Genomic DNA, 19,757 nt, shown 5'->3' with positions numbered 1-19,757 from the left:
TCCGGCAGGTGTTATGTCACGCCGGCGCGCGGCCTGCATGTTGCGACTGCAGCATCGTGCGGTGCCGATGCGGCCCGGTCGATCCGCATGGTAGGCAGCACCGCCTGCCAGTGGCCAGCCGATGCATACGTATTCATGTGCGGCGATCCGCCGGATCCGGCCGGCCCGCGGCCGCCGTGCGGCCGGTGGTTCTTGTCAACATGCCGGCGCTGACCGCATAGTTGATCGCAGGCGCGACGACACTTGGATCAAAGCATGCGGGTACGGCTGGAAGATGTGGCACGCCGCGCGGGCGTATCGCCCAAGACGGTATCGCGCGTGCTCAACGACGAGGCCAACGTCACCGATGCCACGCGCCAGCGGGTGACGGCGGCGATGGAGGCGATGGACTATCGGCCACTTTCCTCGGCCCGCAGCCTGGCGGGCAATCGCTCGTTCCTGGTCGCAATGCTGTACGACAACAACGACAACCCCGCCTCGACTTACCTGGCCGAGATCCAGGACGGCGTGCTCGAGGCCTGCGATACGCATCGCTACAACATGATGGTGCGTCCGCTGCGCATGCGCGGGGACGACTTCGTGCGCCGGCTCGACGCCGTGATCTCCGACCACCACCCCGATGGGATCGTGCTGACCCCGCCGATCACCGACTACGCGCCGCTGCTGAAGCGGCTGCGCGAACGTCACGTACCGTTCGCCAGCGTGTCGCCGATGTCGCGGGTCGACAACATCGGCGTGGCCATGGACGAGCAGCTGGCCGCGCGCACGATGGTGGAGCATCTGCTGTCGCTGGGTCATCGGCGGATTGCGCACGTTTCGGGCATTGCCGATCACGGCGCCAGTCGCTGGAGGCTGGCGGGTTATCGCGAGGCGATGGCGGGCGCGGGGCTGGTCGAGGATCCCAAACTCGTGGTGCAGGGCGCCTTCACCTTTGCGTCGGGTGTCGCGGCGGCGCGACAGTTGTTCGCGCTGAAGAAGCGGCCGACGGCGGTGTTCGCGGCCAATGACGACATGGCCAGCGGCGTGATGTGGGCGGCCAACGAGCGTGGCCTGAAGGTGCCGCAGGATGTTTCCGTCTGCGGCTTCGACGATATTCCGCTGGCCAGCCAGCTGTGGCCGGCGCTTACCACGATCCGCCAGCCCAGCCGCGAGATGGGCAAGGTTGCCGCCCTGCAATTGCTGGAGGTACTGCGTGGCCGGGGTGGCGGCCAGCTGGTGCAGATGCCGTTCTCGCTGGAGATACGCGACTCCACTGCCCGTCCTTCCTGAAATCCCCGCCTGTGAAATTCCCGGCTCGCCGCACGGGCCGCGCCACGTCATGTTGCCCTGCGAATTGACAGCGCTGTCAATTGTGTCACGCTGCGGCTTCCGCGCATTGCCTGCGTGCCAGTCTGGAGTGATCACGTGCCCCTTTTTTCCTGCCAGTACCGGGACCTGACACGGCTTCTCCTGGCCGCGTCCATGGCCGGCGCGTTTGGCGCTGCCGCCGCATCGGCGCCTGCCACGGATGCCGCCACGACCGTGCATCCCGAGCTCTGGCCCAGGGTCGGCTCGCCGCTGCCACCCGATCCTGTGCTGGATGCGCGGGTGAAGGCCTTGCTCGACCGCATGTCGGTCGAGGACAAGGTCGGCCAGATGATTCAGGCCGACATCAAGTACGTGACCCCTGAGGACGTGCACAAATACCGCCTCGGTTCGATCCTGGCCGGCGGAAATTCCGGACCGGACGGCGGCGAATACGGCACCGCCGCGCAATGGAAGAAGTTGTCCGATGCGTTCCATCGCGCCTCGTTGCAGCGCTCCGACGGACGCCCGGCGATTCCGGTGCTGTTCGGCATCGACGCCGTGCATGGCCACAACAACCTGGTCGGCAGCACCCTGTTTCCGCAGAACGTGGGCCTGGGCGCCACCCGCGACCCCGAACTGCTGCACGAGATCGGCACGGTCACTGCGCAGGAGCTGCGCGCCAGCGGGATTAACTGGACGTTCGCTCCCACCTTGACGGTGCCGCGCGACAGGCGCTGGGGCCGCTCCTACGAGGGTTATTCGGAGAACCCCAAACTGGTCGCGGAATACGCCGCGCAGATCGTCAGCGGTCTGGAGGGCGCGGTCGGCACGCCGCAGTTCCTCGATGCCAGGCACGTGATTGCCACCGCCAAGCATTTCGTCGGCGACGGCGGCACCAGGGACGGCAAGGACCAGGGCGACGCCGAGGTCAGCGAGGCAGTGTTGCGCGATGTGCATGCCGCCGGTTACCCGCCGGCGATCCGCGCGGGCGTGCAGGTGGTGATGGTGTCGTTCTCGAGCTGGAACGGGGTGAAGATGGCCGGCAACAAGGCGCTGATCACCGACGTCCTGAAACAGCGCATGGGCTTTGACGGCATCGTGCTGGGCGACTGGAACGCGCATGGCCAGGTGCCCGGCTGCACCAACGAAGATTGTGCCGCCGCCTACAACGCCGGCCTGGACATGCTCGAGGCGCCGGATTCCTGGAAGGGTCTGTACCAGCACACGCTGGCCGAGGTGAAGTCCGGCGTGATTCCGATGAGTCGCGTCGACGATGCGGTGAGCCGGATCCTGCGCGTGAAGCTGCGTCTTGGCATGTTCAAAGAGGGCCTGCCAAGCGACAACCCGCTGGCCCGGTCCGCGGCGCAGGTGATCGGCAGCGCGGCGCATCGCGCGGTGGCGCGCCGGGCGGTGCGCGAGTCGCTGGTGCTGCTGAAGAACAACCACGGCCTGCTGCCGCTGGATCCGCGCAAGCGCATCCTGGTGGCGGGTGATGGCGCGGACAACATCTCCAAGCAGAACGGCGGCTGGACGCTGACCTGGCAGGGCACCGGACTCACCAATGCGAATTTCCCCGGAGCCACCTCGATCTGGGCCGGCATCGATGAACAGGTGCGTGCCGCCGGTGGCACCGCCGTGCTGTCGGTCGACGGCAGCTACAAGCAAAAGCCCGACGCTGCCATCGTGGTGTTCGGCGAGGATCCTTACGCCGAGTTCCAGGGCGATCTGCCGAATCTCGCCTACAAGCCGGGCAACGACCACGACCTCGACCTGCTGCGCCGCCTGCACGCGCAAGGCGTGCCGGTGGTGGCGCTGTTCATCACCGGCCGGCCGTTGTGGATGAACCGCGAGATCAACGCCTCCGACGCCTTTGTAGTGGCGTGGCTGCCCGGCAGCGAGGGCGAGGGCATCGCCGACGTGCTGCTGCGCAAGCGCGACGGGAGCGTCGATTACGACTTTCACGGCAAGCTGCCTTATTCGTGGCCGCGCACGGCGGTGCAGACACCGCTCAACGTGGGCCAGCCCGACTACCATCCGCAGTTCGCTTATGGCTATGGCCTGAGCTATTCCGACGATGGCGATCTTGGCGCGCTGCCGGAGCAGCCGGGCGTGGCGCTCGATGGCGGGAGGGCAGGCGTGTATCTCGTGCATGGCAAACCCGCGCACGGTTTCTCGCTGCAGTTGACCGCGGCCAATGGCCAGGTCACGGCAGTCGACGCCGTACCCGCGGCTACCCGGGACGGCAGCCTGCGGGTTGCCGCGCTCGACTACAAGGCGCAGGAGGATGCGCGTCGACTGAGCTGGTCCGGCCCGGGTAAGGCGAGCGTCGCCTTGACCACCGATGCGCCGCTGGATCTGGACCGGCAAACCAATGGCGACGTGATGCTGGTGACCACGCTGCGCGTCGACGCGGTATCGCCGCAGGGCGCGTCGCTCGGCGTGGCCTGTGGCAGCAACTGCGGCGCCCGTATCCAGGTCGGCCCGCAGCTGGCGGCGCTGCCGCGCGGGCAATGGCTGCGCGTGGGCATTCCGTTGAAGTGCTTCCGCCATGCCGGCGCCGACATGGCCAGGCTGGATCGGCCGTTCGAGTGGACCAGCAGTCCCGGGGAAAGCATTGTCGTCACCGAAGTGTCGCTGGGCACCGTGGCGGACAAGACCCTGGGCTGCCCGACGCACTGAGTCATGCCGGTTCCCCCGCAGGCGATGCCGGCGCGCATCGCCTGCCGGGCACGAACGACAGGCTCCACGACTCTCCCATGCATGGCGGCTCTTCAGCCGGTATCAGGCACCGTGGCGTCGCATCCCGTTGACGCGGGGCTGCTCGTGCACACCTGCCGGCGTATCCACAGCGCCGACTCGCCGGTCGCAAGGTGCGGCCTCGCACTCCTGCGCGTTGCGTGTCCTCCGGCACCACGCCACCGTCGCTCCAGGCACGCATAAAAAAAGGATGCCCCGTTTCCGGGGCATCCTGTGGCGACCGCAGGGGAGGGTATGTCGCCGGAGGAACCGCGTGAAAGCCTAGGCTCCTAGAACCAGAAGCCGAACTGGACGCCGTAGGTGCGCGGCGCCAGGTACTGGGATGTGAATACCACGCTGCCGTTGGCCAGCAACGTGCTCCCGGCAGCGCTGCTCTTGACTCTGCCATCGGTGACGTTCTGCACGTAGGCGTTGACGTACCACTTGTCGTTGGGCTCGGTGTAACGCAGCGAGAGATCGCCTCGCGCATACGCCTTCTGCTTGTCGCCGTCGCCGAAATTGAACCAGCTGAGCCACTGGGCGCTCTGGTATTGCGCACTCACGCGGGGCGTGAGGCGACCGCCGTTGCCCAGCACGAAGTCGTGCTCGTAGATCGCGGTGAGCGACAGGTCCGGTGCGTGCGGCAGGTCATTTCCCGAGATGTCCATGCAATTGTTGCTGATGGTCGATTCGGGCGGGCAGGCCGTCGGCACGTAGTAATCGTTGCTGGCCGCGTACTTCTCCGTGCCCAGCTTCTTTTCGGGGATCACCGAAAGGATCAGGTTGGCGCGGTCGTTGGTCTGCTGGTAGGCAAGCTCGGATTCGAAACCCGCCACCTGGGTCTTGCCGCCGACGTTGGAGAAGCCAAGTCCGTGCGTGCCGTCGGGATAGGTGACCGGCGCCGACAACTGGTAGTTCTTGAACACCTCGTAGTACGCCGCGCTGTTCCAGGTCAGGTGACCGTCGAGGAAGGCGAACTTGGCGCCGATCTCGTAGTTGGTCAGCGTCTCCGGCCTGTACAGCGCGCCACCGTCCTGGGTGCCGCCCGACTTGTAACCGGTGGACACGCTCGCATAGATCAGGCCGCTGCTGCCGAGGTCGTGGTCGAGGCGCACCAGCCAGGTCGGCTTGCTCTTGCTGTAGGTGGCATCGTTGTGCTGGCTGATGTTGAAGCCGACGTCGCCGGGCTGTTCGCCGGGCGAGATCGGCAGTGCCGGGTAGGCCGGATTGTAACCCCAGCCCCAGTTGATGCCACCCCGGTTCTCGCGCTTGTCATGCGACCAGCGTGCACCGCCGGTGAGGCGCCAGGTGTCGCTCATGTGCCAGGTGGCCTGACCGAACGCCGCCGTCGAGGTGACCAGTTCTTCCGGCTGGATGAACGAACCCTGCCAGCTCACGGTGCCTTGCTGGGTACCGTTCATGATCGGGATGTCGAAGCGGATGTTGTTGTTCTCGTGCGCGTAGTACGCGCCGAGGATCCAGTCCACCGTGTTCTCGCCGCGCGACTTGAGGTCGAACTCGTGGCTGGAACTGGCGTAGTTGGAGTAGTTGGTGCGGTCTTCCTGGTACACGCCGTTGGTGGTGAAGCTGGTCGGCACGTTCACGCCACCATCCTGGTCGAAATCGCTCTGGCCCGAATAGTGGTTGAAGCCGGCCACGTAGGTCAGTTCCATGCTGTCGTTGATGGTCCAGTCCATGCGGCTGCGCACCGACTTGGAGGTGCGGTCCAGGTAGGGCGCCACGTCGATCAGCGCCGACCAGAACTCCTGGCCCGGTCGCGGCTGCTGCATCAGGTTCATGCTCGGCGTGCCGCGATCCTGGAAATACTCGTACGACAGATCCCAGACGAAGTTGTCGCTGGGCTGCCAGCGGGCGCTCACGCGCGCGGCGGACTGATCCTGCGCGTCGTACTTCTTGCCTTTCTGCACGAACAGGTTGGTGTTGATCGGCTGGAAGCTGGCCGGGTTGCCGCCGGAGGCGAGGTAATTCGCCTGCTGCTGGGCCGGCGTGGGGATCTGGCCTATCGGGTTCTGGTAGTCGACGTAGCCGTCGTGCTGCTCGTGGACTGCCGCAACGCGCATGGCGAAGGTACTGCTGATCGGCAGATTCACCGCCGCGCGCACGCCGCTCTGGTTGTAGTTGCCCATCTCGATCGTGCCGCTGCCGTTGAAGCCGCCGTTGATGTCGGGCTTGATCGTGGTGAAGCTGATCGCGCCGGCGGTGGAGTTGCGACCCCACAAGGTGCCCTGCGGGCCACGCAGCACCTCCACGCTGTCCATGTCCAGCAGCAGGCTCGCGGCGGCTTCCGCGCGCGGGGTGTACACGCCGTCGACGAAGGTGGCGACCTCGGGGTCGGCATATTCGGTCTTCGCGCTGTCGTTGCCGATGCCGCGCAAGGTCAGCGTGACCACGCCATGGTCGCCTTCGGAGGTTCCCTGCAGGCCCGGCACCAGTTTGGTGAGATCCTGCACCGTCATGACGCGTTCCTTGTCGAGCGTGTCGCCACCGATCGCGGTGATGGCGACAGGGGTCTTCTGCAGCGGTGTCTCGCGTTTGGTGGCGGTGACCTGGACGGCGCCCAGGTTCTTCACCTTGGTTGACGGTACCTGGGTCGACGTCGTCGTATCCGTCTCGGCCGCCTGCACGGCGGCTGAAAAGAGCACGGCGGTCATGGCGACGTACAACGCTGAATAGCGGAGCTTCATTTCGCATCCCCTCCAAAAATTGCTGGCTTGCCTGACTGGTGATCCGCGAAGGTCATCGCGGTCGCGTTCGTAACGTGATATGACTTCGCTGTCATTTTCTCGTATGACAGCGCTGTCATTCGAGTTCGATCATAGGCTGGTTTTCGACAAGATGCTTGCTGCGTCGCAGCAGGCGGGCATCTGTTCAACGATCAACGAGGAGGGCGGTCATGCCGCGGTTGCAGAAAATTCTGGTGGTGGGCGGCGGAACCGCCGGCTGGCTCACGGCCTGCTATCTGGCCAAAACACTCAACGCCGGCGATGCGAGGAGCGTGCAGGTGGAGTTGGTCGAATCACCAAGCATCGGCGCCCTGGGCGTCGGTGAGGGAACGTTTCCGTCCATCCGCGGAACCCTGGCGGCGATCGGCCTGGACGAGCGTCGCTTCTTCGTCGGCGCCTCGGCGACGTTCAAGCAGGGCGTGCATTTCGTGGACTGGGTACGGCCGCCGGGCGAGGCCGGGCACCATCATTACTTCCACCCGTTCAATCACCCGAGCCAGCGTGCGGGCAGTCCGGAACTGCTGCCGTACTGGCTGCTTGGCGCCGCGCCCGCGGGGATGCCGTTTGCCGAAGCGGTAACCATGCAGCAGCGGATCGTGGATGCGGGACGCGCGCCCAAGCGCATGACCGACGGGAACTATCTCGGCCCGATGAATTACGCCTACCACTTCGATGCGGCACGCTTCGCCAGCGTGCTGGCCGAACATGGCCAGGGCCTGGGCATCAAACGCCTTCTGGCCACGGTGGAACACACGGAACTGGACGAGCGGGGCGCGATTGCGCGTGTGGTCACCCGCGAACTCGGCGCGCTCAGTGCGGATCTCTACATCGACTGCACCGGCTTGCGCGGCGCCCTTATCGGCGGGGCGATGCAGTCGCCCCTGCGTAGCCTGCGCGACGTGCTGTTCTGCGATCGCGCGGTGGCCGTGCAGGTACCTGACGAAAAGCCCGACGCACCGATCCGGCCCTACACCATGTCCACCGCGCAGGAGGCCGGCTGGATCTGGGACATCGGCCTGCAGCGGCGGCGCGGCACCGGTTACGTTTATTCCTCGCAGCACACCGATTCAGCTCGCGCCGAGGAGGTGATCCGGGGTTATCTTGGGCCGGCCGCGGAAACGCTCGAGGCGCGGCATATCAAATTCGATCCCGGCTACCGTCCGGAGCCCTGGCGACACAACTGCGTGGCCGTGGGCCTGTCCGGTGGTGTCGTAGAGCCGCTGGAATCGACCGGCATCGCCCTGGTCGAGCTGGGCGCCTACCTGATCAGCCACCTCTTGCCCGGTGACAGCAGCGACATGGCGCGCACCGCAAAGTTGTACAACGGGATGATGTCGGCGCGTTACGAACGCATCCTGGATTTCATCAAGATGCACTACTGCCTCACCCGACGCCGCGATTCGAAGTTCTGGATCGACAACGTCGATCCGGCCAGCATCCCGGACACGCTGCGCGATCGGCTGGCGCTGTGGCGGCACCGCCCGCCGCATCGGCTGGACTTCGTCACCGACCTGGAAATGTTCATGCCGGCCAGCTGGCAGTACGTGCTTTACGGCATGGAGTTCGAGACCGATCTGGAGCCGATGCGCAGCGCCCATCCGCAGATGGAGGCGGCGCGGCGCGAGTTTGCGACGATCCAGCAGGTGGCCGGACACGCGCTGCACGACTTGCCGGATCACCGTGCGCTGGTCGAGCAGCTGTGTCGGGAGCAGGTGCAGCGGGATCCAGGCGAGGCCACCGAGCCGGCGCGGATGAGCGTTTGACCCTTGGGCGACGTGCTTGCGGTTGATCGCTTCGCGGCATCACCAGTGACAACAAGGCCACGCCCGGCGCGGCTTTGTTGTCACCGGATGGCGTGATCGGGTTCAGTGCAGCTCGACGACCACCAGCCCTTGCGGCGGTATCGTGATGTCGAGCTTGCCCTTGCGCACGTCCATCGACTCCGGCGCGGCGAGTTGACCGGCCTCGCGCAGTTGCGCGATCTGTTCGCGGCTGGGGAAGTCGGGCCGGCCCATCTTGTTGAAGAGTGCGACCGCATTGCCGTGGGTCTCGTCCAGTCGCCACACGGTTGCATGGGCATCGCCGGCGAGGTGATTCACCGCGATGCTGAAGTGCTTCGGCTCGCCCTTGGGTTCGCCCGGCGTGTAGCTGGCGGTCTTGCCCACGGCGGTGGCGTAGTTCCACAGGGCCAGCACGATCGTGCCGTCATCGCGCCTGGTGACCAGCGCCGAGTCGGAGGTTGACTTGAGCTGCCGATCGCCCAGCTTGTGCAGCATCGCGAACGCGTTGAACGCGGGTTTCTGGATGCGGTCGGCGGCGATCAGGCCGAAGCCGCCGTAGAACGGGTTGCGCACCACGCCCTGTTCCTCGAACACGTCGGAGAACGACCAGTAGCTCATGATCTGGATCTTGCCCGCGCACTCGCGGATGGTGTTGGCCATCCACGGGCCCATGAACACGGTGTCGGTGACGTTGGGCAGGTTGGCGTAGCTGGCGTTGTACTCGCTGAAGATCAGCGGCAGCTTCGGGTAGGGCGAGGCGAGGATTTCCTTGTGCACCTTGTCCACCGTGCGGCAGACCATGTCGCGGCGCGGGATGTTCTCGCTGGTGTGGAACACGTTGTCGGCGGTGTCGTCGCCGTAGACGTGGGTGCTGACGAAATCGACGGGCACGTCGTCCTTTTTCGCGTGCGCGAGGAAAGCGGTGGCCCATGCGCCCTGCGCGGTGCTGGGGCCGCCGACCCGGATGCGCGAATCCACCGCCTTCAAGGCCCGCGCGGTGTGGTCGTACAGGGTGAAGTAGGTCGGTTGCTGCGGCTTGCCGGCCCAGAAGCCGATGTTCGGCTCGTTCCATACCTCGAAGTACCAACTGGCCACCTCGTCGATGCCGTAGCGTGCGACCAGATGCTTCGCGAACGCGGTGATCATGGCGTCCCACTCGGCATAGCTCTTTGGCGGCGCGATGTTGGGGCGATACCAGAAGTCCTGCAGCGCCTTCGGATCGGAGCTCAGCTCCGGCGGCATGAAGCCCAGCTCGACGAACGGCCTGACGCCGTGTTCGAGCAGGCCATCGTAGATCTGGTCGACGTAGGAAAAGTTGTAGCGGATCGAGCCATCCGGCTCCCGGTTCACCAGTCCCACGTCGTGGTCGAGGATGCCGTGGAAGCGGATATAGCCAAAGCCGGTGGCCTGGTGCACCGCGTCGAGATCCTTGCGGTAGTCGTCACGCAAGGCCAGCGAGGCGCGACCGGAGCCGAACATGGTTTCCCAGAAGTGCGGGAACGGCGTGCCGGTGGCCTGCGCGTCGACATGGATCCGGACGTCTTGCCGGGTGGCGGCGCCGGCCGCGGTGCTCACGATCAGCAGCAGGGCGGCACCGGCGGCGAGCAGATGACGGCGCAGGACGGGAGGGAAGGTCATCGGGGTTTCCTTGTCGTCGGGGTGCCGTGCGGCACGGGACAGGCGGGCGGGTGCCTTGGCATGTAAACGTTTACATGGCGTGCCGGAGAGTGTCTTACAGTCTGTCGCCGGCGTCCAGTGACCCCCGCGGCCGCAGGCGATGGTTCAGTGCGACAAGGGTCGCAATCGCGGTCTTTCAGCTGGCCTGCTCAACCGCCTTGGCGCGGCTCGCCCTTGAGCATCACCACGGTCAGCAACAGCACGCTGGCCGCGATGATCCCACCGAAATAATCGATGCGATGCGTCGCCGGCGGGAATACGCGCCCCAGCAGGAACACGATGGCCAGGAAGCCGGCAGTGACCAGCCAGCCCTGCCAGCTCGCGGGCGTCCAACCCCAACCGAAGGTCTTGCGGGCGAACCAGTAGGTTTTCGGGTTCATGGCGAAGCATCCTTCACGGCAGCACCGGGGTCGAAACCAAAGATACACCGCGGTGCTTCCGCCGGAGCGTCACGGTCGCCCGCCTCGCGACGACAGGTGCAGGCGGACGGTCTGCTTCCGACCCGCGGCGATGCGCACCCAGGTGACGGCACCGAAGCGATCGTGCCCGCGCGCCCAGCCTTCCGTGTCGGCTTGCTGGAGCATCCCGACACTGGCGCGTGCCGCCATGGGCTTGCCGTCGACGCTCACGCTGCTTGCGGGATCGCCATGGATCTTCAGCAAGTAGAAGCGCAACGCCGGCTTGAACGCGCCGCTGCTGGCGTCCGTCTCGAAGGTCACCGCCTGGCCTTGCCGCTGCACTGCGAGGGTCTGAAGGAAAGTGTCGCCGTGTTCATAGGCGTAGGTGGTGCCGTCGTCGTCGTAGACATCGAACGTGCTGCGTCGGCTGGACGGGAAGACCTCGACGGCAAGTTCGGTGACCGGCTTTTCGCCCACGTAGTCCATCACCGGCTGCGTCGGGATGATCGCGCCATCGCGGATGAACAGCGGGATGTCGCCCCAGCCCTTGTCGTCGATCGCGAGGCGGATGGTCTGGCCGCCCTGGTAGACCTTGCCGCTGAACCAGTCGGTCCAGGTGCCAGCCGGCAGATAGATGTGCTTTTCGGTCTGAGCTTGTTGCACCACCGGCGATACCAGCAGGTAATCGCCGAACATCCAGCTGTCGATGTCGTTACGCACGTTCTCGTCATGCGGCCAGTCGAATATCAAGGGGCGAACCAGGCCGACGCCGTCGACGTGGCGCTGGTATTCGTAGCTGTAGATATAGGGAATCAGGCTGTAGCGCAGGCGGATCGCCGCGGTGGCGGCCTTCTCCGCAACGGGGCCGTAGACCCACGGCTGGCGCTTTTCGCCGAACGTGCCGTGCACGCGGAAGATCGGCGTGAACGCGCCGAATTCGATCCAGCGGGCGTAGTTTTCATCGGAGGGGTGGCCGTTGAAACCGCCGCCGTCCATGCCCCACGACATTTCGCCCAGGTTGATCGCGCTGAGCATGCGCGGGCGTTGCGCGGCCATGCTCTTGAAGCCGGTGTCGATGTCGCCCGACCACAGGCCATAGGCGTAGCGTTGCGCGCCGAGCCAGAAATTGCGGTTGATCGACCACACGCGCAGATCGGAAACGCGCCGCTGCGCTTCGTACAGCGCGCGCTGCATGTTCATGAATTCGGTGTCGCTGCCGGTGGTATCGGCTTCGTCGTTCCACCAGCCCGCGATACCCTCGTCGAAACCGTACTTCACCGCCAGGTCGCCGAACCAGGTACGTGCGGCCGGGATGTCGAAGTCGATGTTCTTCACCGGCTTGTGCGAGAAATAGTCGTCGCTGGCCTTTTCGTCGGGTACCCAGAAATGGTGCTCGGTGGCGTAGCGTCCTTCCACCGTGTCGACGTGGATGCGCGGCTTCATGATGCCGGTGAGCTGGATGCCGCGCGCGTGCAACTGCTTCGCCAGCGCGCCGGTGGGGCCGCCGGGAAACTTCACCGGGTTCCAGCGGAATTCACCGTAGTCGTCCTCGCCCCAGGCCTTCCAGTCGAAGTCCAGGGTGAAGTTGTCGAGCGGGATGTGTTTGGCGCGGTAGGTATCGACGATCTGCAGCAGTTCCTTCTGGTCGATGCCCCATTGACTGTTGGTGAAGCCCATCGCCCATTTCGGGAACAGCGGCGCGCGACCGCTGAGCGTGGCCAGTTGGTCGAACAGTTGTGGCGGATCGCCGGCCATCAGGTAGACGTCCAGCGACGGCTTGGACAGGGCGCCGATCTCGATGCGACCGGGCTGCAGCGCGTAGTTCGCGCCATTGCTGTCCACCAGCACGCCGTAACCCGCGGTGCTCCACACGAACGGCGCGCCGGCGTAACCCTGCTCGCCGGCCTTGGCCACCTGCGCACCGCTGCGCAGCAGGCCGCTGGAAGCATTCTCGTCCTTGTCGTAGCCGTGGATGCCATACAGGGCATCATCCGCGGCATGGGTCAGTTGCACCTGGCCCTTGGCCAGCGTGGCCAGGTCGAGGGTGAGCAGCGGATGGCGTTGTGCATTCTGCAGTTCCAGCGTGTTCGCCTGCTTGTGCCAGATCGCGACAAGCCGGTCGCTGGCGAGGGTGAGCGTGGCGCCGTCGTCGTGCACGTGTGCGCTGGCCACCGCGACCGGTTTCGCGTGGGGATCGAGCACCAGCGTATGCGAGTCGCTGGCGCCGGCCGGCAACGCCTGCACGTGCACCACGCCGGCACCATCGAGGCGGATCGACAACCGTTCGCTGCCGAGACGGAAGGCAACGCCTTGCGTGTCGGCATGGACGAGCGAAGCGGCGGGTGCGGAAGCCGTATCCGCGGCGCAGATCGGTGCGGACAGCAGCAGGCCGGCGGCAAGAGCAGCGGCGATGGCATGGCGGGCGAGAGTGCGGGGGATGCGGGTGAACATGGGCGACCTGTGCGGAAAGTGGGTGATGGCCACGTGGCGGGTCGGGCTCGCCATGGTCCGGGGGGTGCTCATCCGTCGCGACATCATTGCAGTACCACGCTGGTATAGGCCGGCACGCTGAGCATGCCGGCGTGGATCGCGGCACCGGGGCCGGTCTGCTTCAGCACGCGGGTGAAGTGCGGTTCGCCGGGCACATCCAGCGCCATCGACTGCGTCTGGCCGGACAGATTGTGCACCACCAGCACGGTGCCGTGCGGTGCGGTGCGCTCCCACGCCACCAGGTGATCGCTGGCTTCCGGATACGCGTGGAATCCACCGTCACGCAGGGCAGGGATCTCGCTGCGCCAGTGGATCAATCGTGTGTAGAGATGCAGCAGCGAATGCGGATCGGCCTGTTCGGCCTCGACCGAGACCGCCGCGCCGTTGGCCGGGCTGCCGGCTTCCCAGGTCGTTTCGCCCTGCGCCGTCGATGAGCGTTGCCAGCGCATCGGCTGGCGCAGGTCGGGGTCGGGTTTCCTGCCCTGCGTGCCCAGTTCCTCGCCGTAGTAGATGTACGGCTCGCCGGGCAGGGTGAGCAACATCGCGGCGGCCGTGCGCATGTGTTGCGCGTTGTCGTCGAGCTGGCTCATCACCCGGTCCTGGTCGTGGTTGGACAGGAACGGTGCGTCCTTGATCGCCGCGCCGCCGACGGCCGCGTAGGCGGCATAGGTACGGTCGAGCGTTGGGCCGAGGCCCAGGTTGCGTTCGCTTGCCGCGGCGGCGATCAGTTGTTTCGCCAGCGGGAAGTTGAATACCGCATCCAGCGGCTTCAGCCACGGCGCCAGTTCGGTGGCGTAATCGCGCGTCACCTCGCCGACCAGATAGGCGTGCGGGTTCACGATGTCGAGGCCGCGATGGTAGGCGTTCCACCAGGCGAAGTTCTTTGCCTGCGCGACGGGATCGTCCACCTCCCACGGGAAGTTCTCGTAGATGTGCCGCGCGGCGTCGAGGCGGAAGCCGTCCACGCCCTGCTTCAGCCAGAACTGGCCGACCTTGATCATCTCGGCGCGCACGGCCGGGTTGTCGTAATTCAGATCGGGCATGGTCGGCGCGAAAATGCCGAGGTAATACGTTTCGGGAGCGGACTGTTTACCCGTCGCATGCCAGGCCGTGGTGCCGGTGACGCTGTCGCTTGCCAGATCGGTGTACTTGTTCGCCCACGTGTACCAGTCGTGGTACGGGCTGTCCGGATCGAGTGCGGCCTTGAACCAGCGGTTCTCATTGCCGCTGTGGTTGATCACCATGTCGATGATGACCTTGATGCCGCGCTGGTGTGCCTCGGCCAGCAGGTGGCGGAAATCGGCCAGCGTGCCGTATTGCGGATTGATGCCGTAGTAATCGGTGACGTCGTAGCCGTGGTAGCTGGGCGAGGGATTGATCGGCATCAGCCAGATGCCGCTGACGCCCAGCGATTTCAGGTAGTCGAGCTTGGCGGTAACCCCGTTGAGATCGCCGATGCCGTCGCCGTTGGTGTCGTAGAACGAGCGCACGAAAATTTCGTACCACACGCCGGAGGCCGGCGGCGGCGCGTTGCCGGGCGCCGACGTCGGCGTTGCCTGCATCGCCCCCGGCATGGCCAGCAAGGCGAGCAGGGCGAACACGAGAAAATGCGGACGTCGAAACATGACGATTCTCCTCAGGGGCCGCCCCGGCAATGGTCGGCGACGAAGCGTGCGTGATCGGGCATGCTAGCCGAGGCGCGGCCGATCAGGGTGCGGATGTCGCCGAGGAAGCCGTCCAGTTGCGCCTCGTCCAGCGCGTCGGCCAGCGGGTGGTGGTTTTGCGGTTCGATGCGTTGGCCGATCATCACCTGCAGCCAGGCGATCTCGGTGAACAGCTCGTCGTGCTCGCGGAAGATCTGGCCACGGCTGCGGAACAAGGCGATCTTGCGCGCGAGCTCGGGCGGAACCTCCATCGCCGCGCACTGGCGCCAGAAGGCGGTGTCGTCGCGCTCGGTAGCCTTGTAGTGCAGGATCAGGAAGTCACGCACCCGCTCGTACTCGAAGCGGGTCTGGCGGTTGTACTCGTCCGCCAGTTTCGGGTCGCAGTGGCGGTCGGGGAACATCGCCAGCAGGCGGTTCACGCCCGACTGCACCAGGTGGATGCTGGTCGATTCCAGCGGCTCCATGAAGCCGGCGGCGAGACCCAGCGCGAGGCAGTTGCGGTTCCACGCCAGCTTGCGCATGCCGGTGACGAAGCGCAGCGGGCGCGGGTCGCCCAGCGCCTCGGTCTCCAGGTTCGCCAGCAGTTGCGCGGCGGCCTCGTCGTCGCTGATGAAGCGGCTGCAGTACACATGGCCGTTGCCGGTGCGGGTCTGCAGCGGGATACGCCACTGCCAGCCCGCGCTGCGCGCGCTGGCCTGGGTGTACGGCCGCATCGGCCCGCCCGGCGCGCTGGCCACCGCCAGCGCGCGGTCGCAGGGCAGCCAGTGCTGCCAGTTCTCGTAGCCGGTCTTCAGCGCACCCTCGATCAGCAGGCCACGGAAGCCGGAGCAGTCGATGAAGAAGTCGCCCTCGACCGTGGCGCCGCCGTCCAGCAGCAGCGACTCGATGTGGCCGTCATCGGCGTGCAGGCGCACGTCGACCACCTTGCCCTCGATACGCTGCACGATGCCGGGCTTGATGTGCTCGCGCAGGTACTGGCCGTACAGCGAAGCGTCGAAATGGTAGGCGTAGCGAATGCCGCCGAGCGGGCTGTTCGGTACCGTGTCCATGCGCGCGAAGCGGTTCGCGGCGGCGGCCGCCGCGTTCAGGGAATGCGCCCACAGGCTCTGCGCGCCGGGGCGTCCGCGGCTGCGCAGCCAGTAATGGTGGAACGGCGTCAGCCCCAGCGGCAGGCCGAGGTCGCCGAACGCGTGCAGGTAGGAATCGCCCACGCGGGTGAAATCGTTGAGCTGCACGCCGAGCTTGAAGGTGCCGTGCACGGCACGCAGCATGTCGTCCTCGTCGATGCCGAGGAAGCGGTTGACGTGCAGGATCTGCGGAATCGTCGCCTCGCCCACGCCGACGGTGCCGATCTCGGCCGACTCCACCAGCAGGATCTTGAGCTGCGAGCCCAGCGCGTGGGCGAGCAGGGCGGCGGTCAGCCAGCCGGCGGTGCCGCCGCCCACGATCACCAGCCGACGTATGCGTGCATCGTTCATGTTGCATCCCTGGGGATACTCTGATCCATTCTACGCAGGCGGCATGATGTCCAGAAGGCGCGCAGGGTGTGTTGCGCGGCGCAGGGAAGACTGGCCGTCTTGCCAAGCTGCGCGGCGCAGCCTGCGCGCCTTCTGGACATCACCCCATCATTTTGAATTCGATGTGTTGGGGCCATGACTGTCTGTCCGCATGCCTTCGGTCCGCCGTCTCGACAGACGGCCAGTCTGCCTTCGCCGACGGCCCTGTGGCCTGCGGACAGACAGTCACGGTGACGCCTGCGTAGAATGGATCAGAGTATCCCTAACCGGTTCCGCCGCCATCCACCGTCGCCCTGTGCGTGTGTGGGCCTCGTCAAAAAAGTCCCCGCTGGTTTGCACGCAGCGGGGCAGGGGGAGTACGCAGAACCTTGTGTTGCCGCTTACTGGAACTTGTACGAGGCACCTACCGAGTAGGTGCGACCGTAGCGCTCCCAGGTCTGCACCTGGCGAGGGTCGTTGTTCTGGAACGTGGTGAAGATCTTGTTGGACAGGTTCGAACCCTGTGCGATCAGGGTCAGGCCCTTGAAGCTGCCGCTCTCGAACGTGTAGCTCACCTGGGCGTCGTAGGTGCTGCCACCCTTCAGCGTCTGCTCGATGCGCGTGGCGCTGATACCCGACACCTCGCCCAGGAAATCGGAGCGGTAGTTGTCGCTGATGCGCGCCTCGAAGCCGTTGTGCTGGTAGTAGATCGTGCCGTTGGCGACCCACTTGGAAAGGCCCGGCACGGTGATCGGTGTGGAGTTGCCGGCGTAAACCAGCGAGCTCTTGGTGCGGTTTGCGGTGAGGATGGTGCCGAAGCCGTCGAGCACCGGGGTGAGCAGGTTGAACGGCAGGTTCAGGGTGCCCTGGAGGCCCTTCACGTAGCCGTGGCCGTCATTGGTCGGGCCGGTGACGATGCCGTAGGGGGTGCCCAGCTGGGTCAACTGCGCCGGGGTCAGGGTGAATGGCAGGAAGGAGCTGAAGTTGTACAGGAAGGACGAGTTCGGGTTGATGTAGTCATGCAGGCCGATGAAGTAACCCGACACCGAGAAGTAGCCGCCACCGCCGCCGCTGCGGCACAGGTCGGAGTTCTTCTGGTCGGTGGAACTGCACTGGTAGCCCGACGCCGGGCCCGAGAAGTAGTGCTCATAGCTGACGTTGTAGTTGTCGGCCATGGTGGGCGTGAGCTTCGGGTTGCCGCCCGAGGCGCTGAAGTAGGCCTGGTTCGGGTTGGTGCTCTGCAGGAGGGTGACGTTGCCGCTCACCCCGAGGCCGGCGTTCATCTGGTCCATGCGCGGGCGCGACAGGGTGCGGGCGGCGCTGATGCGCAGGTCGTCGTTGTCGGTGAAGCCGAAGATCAGGTTCGCGCTGGGCAGGTAGCGGGTGTAGCTGGTGTTGCCGGTTACCGGGATCAGCTCGATCGCGTTGCCGGTGATGGCGCTGCCCGGCGCCACGCGCTCGCCGGTGGCGCTCTGTGCGGTGTGCTGCATCTGCATGCCGAAGTTGCCGCGCAGGCTGATACCGCCCAGGGTGGTGTCGATGTTGAACTGGAAGTACGGCGTGAAGACATTCTCATGCGTCGTCCAGTTCGGCGGCGTACCGGTGTTGGAGCCGAAGGTGGGCACCGGCGAGAGCGTGCCGTTGTCGATCAAGGCGAACGGGTTGTAGCAGAGCTGCGGACCGATGCCCATGAACGACAACGGATCGCAGGAGCTCCCGGTGAAGGCGGCCGTCTCGACGGCGTTGCCGCCGCTGAGGGTGCCGCCACCCAGGGTCAGGAAGGCCTGGTCGATGTTGTAGGACTTGTTGCGGCGGCTGTTGCTCACGCCGAACTCCAGGCTGGAGAACGGACCACTGGCGAAACTGCGCTCCACCGCGATGCGCGCGTTGGCGAGGTAGTCGACGGTGCGCGGCGCGTTGATGAAGCCGGCCTGCACCACGTCGCTGCCGGCGCCCCAGCCCTGCGGGTCGGTCAGCACCACGCCCTTTGTGTAGTCCAGCGACGGGCTGAGGTAGAGCAGGCCGTTGCTGAGCTCGTTGAAGCCCACCGTGTCGAGCGCGCCGTTGGCCGGGGTGTAGCCGGTACCGGAATAGCTCTCGAGGTCGACGTCGTGGCGGGTGGCGCGCGAATAGTTCATGTCGGCGTCCACCGACCAGTTTTCGTTGATGGTGAACTTGTTGTCCCAGTTGAAGTTGTAGACCCGCGCGCTGGTGCTGTTGTAGTCGTTGCGGATCACCGGCTTGACGTCGCCGTAGGTGCCGCTCTGCACGAAGCCGCCGCCGTTGATGTGGGGGTCCGGTATCACGACGCCGCCGGGCTGCAGCTGCGCCGAGCTGTAGAACAGCGGAAACTCCATGCCCTTGGCCTGCTGGGTTTCCTTGTAGTTGTCGTAGGTGAGGTCGACGGTGCCGGTGTAGAACTGGTTCGGCTGCCACTGCACGGTGGCCAGCAGGCCGTTGCGCTTCAGGGAGTCGGTGATGCCGTAGTTCTTCGAGCCGCCGATCACGGAGTCGCCGTTCGAATCGGTGGCGTAACCCCACGGTGCCTGGTGCTGGATCTGCGAGGGGTTGTCCTCCAGGTCCACGCCCAGGGTCACGCCCACGGTGTGGTTGGCGAACTGGTCCACCCACACGCCGTTGAGGTTGCGGCCGCTGTTGCTGACGCCCTTGCCGTTGGCCAGCTGTGACATGTCGTTCCAGATGTACTTGGCATTCACCGCCGCCTCGGGGCCGCTCTTCTCCAGCGGGCGGATCGTATGCATGTCCACCGTGCCTGACAGGCCCTGGCCGATCAGGTCGGCCTGCGGGCTCATGTGCACCACCACGTTGTCGAACCAGCTCGACGGGTACTGGTCGAACTGCACGTCGCGGTTGTTCGAGGTGGACACCTGCTGGCCGCCATTGACCAGCGCAGTGGAGAAATCGGGGCCGAGGCCGTGGATGGTCAGCACCTGCGGGCGGCCGTCCACGGTCTGCACCGCGAGACCGGGCAGGCGACCCAGCGCGTCGGCGATGGAGACGCCCGGCAGCTTGCCGACCTGCTCGGCCGAAATCGCCTCGACGATGGTGCTGGCGTTCTTCTTCAGCGCGGTGGCGTTCTCGATGCTGCTGATGAAGCCGTTGACCTGCACCGCCTGCAGCTGCTTCGCGTTCTTCTTGGCTGGCTTGCGGTCGTTCTTGTCCGTGCTCGTGGCGGCATCCGCGGGCGCCGCCTCCTGTGTGGTCGAGGTGTCCTGCTGGCTGGGCGCAGGAGCGGCGAGCGGCGCCGCCGCGTAAGCATTGGAGAAAGCGCAGAGTCCGACCGATGCCAATGCCAGGGCAAGCACGTTTTGTTTGAGTATCACCGTTGTCCCCTCCCAGGGTTGTACTGCAATCTTGTGATGGTTGCGATCATGGGCAAGACACGGCTGGCTGGCGATGCTGGCGAGCGGATGCGTTGTCTTTCCGTGGAGCCGATGTTAGGACGGCTGTGGACGGACGAACC

The 19,757-nt window shown here is 65.8% G+C and carries 10 protein-coding genes; 3 read left to right on the top strand and 7 right to left on the bottom strand.

What is annotated here, in order from left to right; all coding sequences use genetic code 11:
• Positions 1-255: 255 nt before the first annotated feature.
• On the top strand, positions 256-1,269 hold the full coding sequence (locus B0E47_RS11015; protein ID WP_077514311.1) for a LacI family DNA-binding transcriptional regulator: 1,014 nt from the start codon (positions 256-258) through the stop codon (positions 1,267-1,269).
• 192 nt (positions 1,270-1,461) lie between these two features.
• Entirely contained in the window at positions 1,462-3,966 is a 2,505-nt protein-coding gene (locus tag B0E47_RS11010) for an exo 1,3/1,4-beta-D-glucan glucohydrolase (RefSeq protein WP_077514310.1), read from the top strand.
• Positions 3,967-4,313: 347 nt separating this feature from the next.
• On the opposite strand, the gene B0E47_RS11005 is transcribed toward B0E47_RS11010, so the two are convergent.
• A complete protein-coding gene (locus tag B0E47_RS11005; protein ID WP_077514309.1) occupies positions 4,314-6,728 on the bottom strand; it encodes a TonB-dependent receptor in 2,415 nt (804 codons plus the stop codon).
• Positions 6,729-6,937: 209 nt separating this feature from the next.
• Here B0E47_RS11005 and B0E47_RS11000 point away from each other — a divergent pair, with 209 nt between their 5' ends.
• Positions 6,938-8,530, top strand: coding sequence for a tryptophan halogenase family protein (locus B0E47_RS11000; protein ID WP_077514308.1), 1,593 nt, complete (start codon positions 6,938-6,940; stop codon positions 8,528-8,530).
• Positions 8,531-8,632: 102 nt separating this feature from the next.
• Here B0E47_RS11000 and B0E47_RS10995 read toward each other — a convergent pair whose 3' ends face one another.
• From B0E47_RS10995 to B0E47_RS10970, 6 genes are all read right to left on the bottom strand, one after another.
• The gene (locus tag B0E47_RS10995; RefSeq protein WP_077514307.1) at positions 8,633-10,186 is read right to left on the bottom strand and encodes a glycosyl hydrolase family 39; all 1,554 of its coding nucleotides are present in this window, start codon (positions 10,184-10,186) and stop codon (positions 8,633-8,635) included.
• Between the two features lie 188 nt (positions 10,187-10,374).
• Positions 10,375-10,605 carry a hypothetical protein gene (locus B0E47_RS10990; RefSeq protein ID WP_077514306.1) on the bottom strand — a complete coding sequence of 77 codons (231 nt, stop codon included), beginning with the start codon at positions 10,603-10,605 and terminating at the stop codon, positions 10,375-10,377.
• Positions 10,606-10,674: 69 nt separating this feature from the next.
• Positions 10,675-13,074: a TIM-barrel domain-containing protein gene (locus B0E47_RS10985; RefSeq protein WP_077514305.1), complete on the bottom strand. Its 2,400-nt coding sequence runs from the start codon at positions 13,072-13,074 to the stop codon at positions 10,675-10,677.
• A gap of 83 nt (positions 13,075-13,157) precedes the next feature.
• Complete coding sequence (locus tag B0E47_RS10980; RefSeq protein WP_254422904.1) at positions 13,158-14,738, bottom strand: alpha-amylase family glycosyl hydrolase; 1,581 nt, start codon at positions 14,736-14,738, stop codon at positions 13,158-13,160.
• A gap of 11 nt (positions 14,739-14,749) precedes the next feature.
• Positions 14,750-16,255 carry a tryptophan halogenase family protein gene (locus tag B0E47_RS10975; RefSeq protein ID WP_077514304.1) on the bottom strand — a complete coding sequence of 502 codons (1,506 nt, stop codon included), beginning with the start codon at positions 16,253-16,255 and terminating at the stop codon, positions 14,750-14,752.
• Between the two features lie 419 nt (positions 16,256-16,674).
• The gene (locus B0E47_RS10970; RefSeq protein WP_077514303.1) at positions 16,675-19,617 is read right to left on the bottom strand and encodes a TonB-dependent receptor; all 2,943 of its coding nucleotides are present in this window, start codon (positions 19,615-19,617) and stop codon (positions 16,675-16,677) included.
• Positions 19,618-19,757 lie beyond the last annotated feature (140 nt).

Origin of the sequence: Rhodanobacter sp. B05, from assembly GCF_002001085.1 — a bacterium.
Taxonomy (GTDB): domain Bacteria; phylum Pseudomonadota; class Gammaproteobacteria; order Xanthomonadales; family Rhodanobacteraceae; genus Rhodanobacter.
Note: the sequence above shows the minus strand (reverse complement) of the source record. Positions and strands in the feature narration are given on the sequence as shown.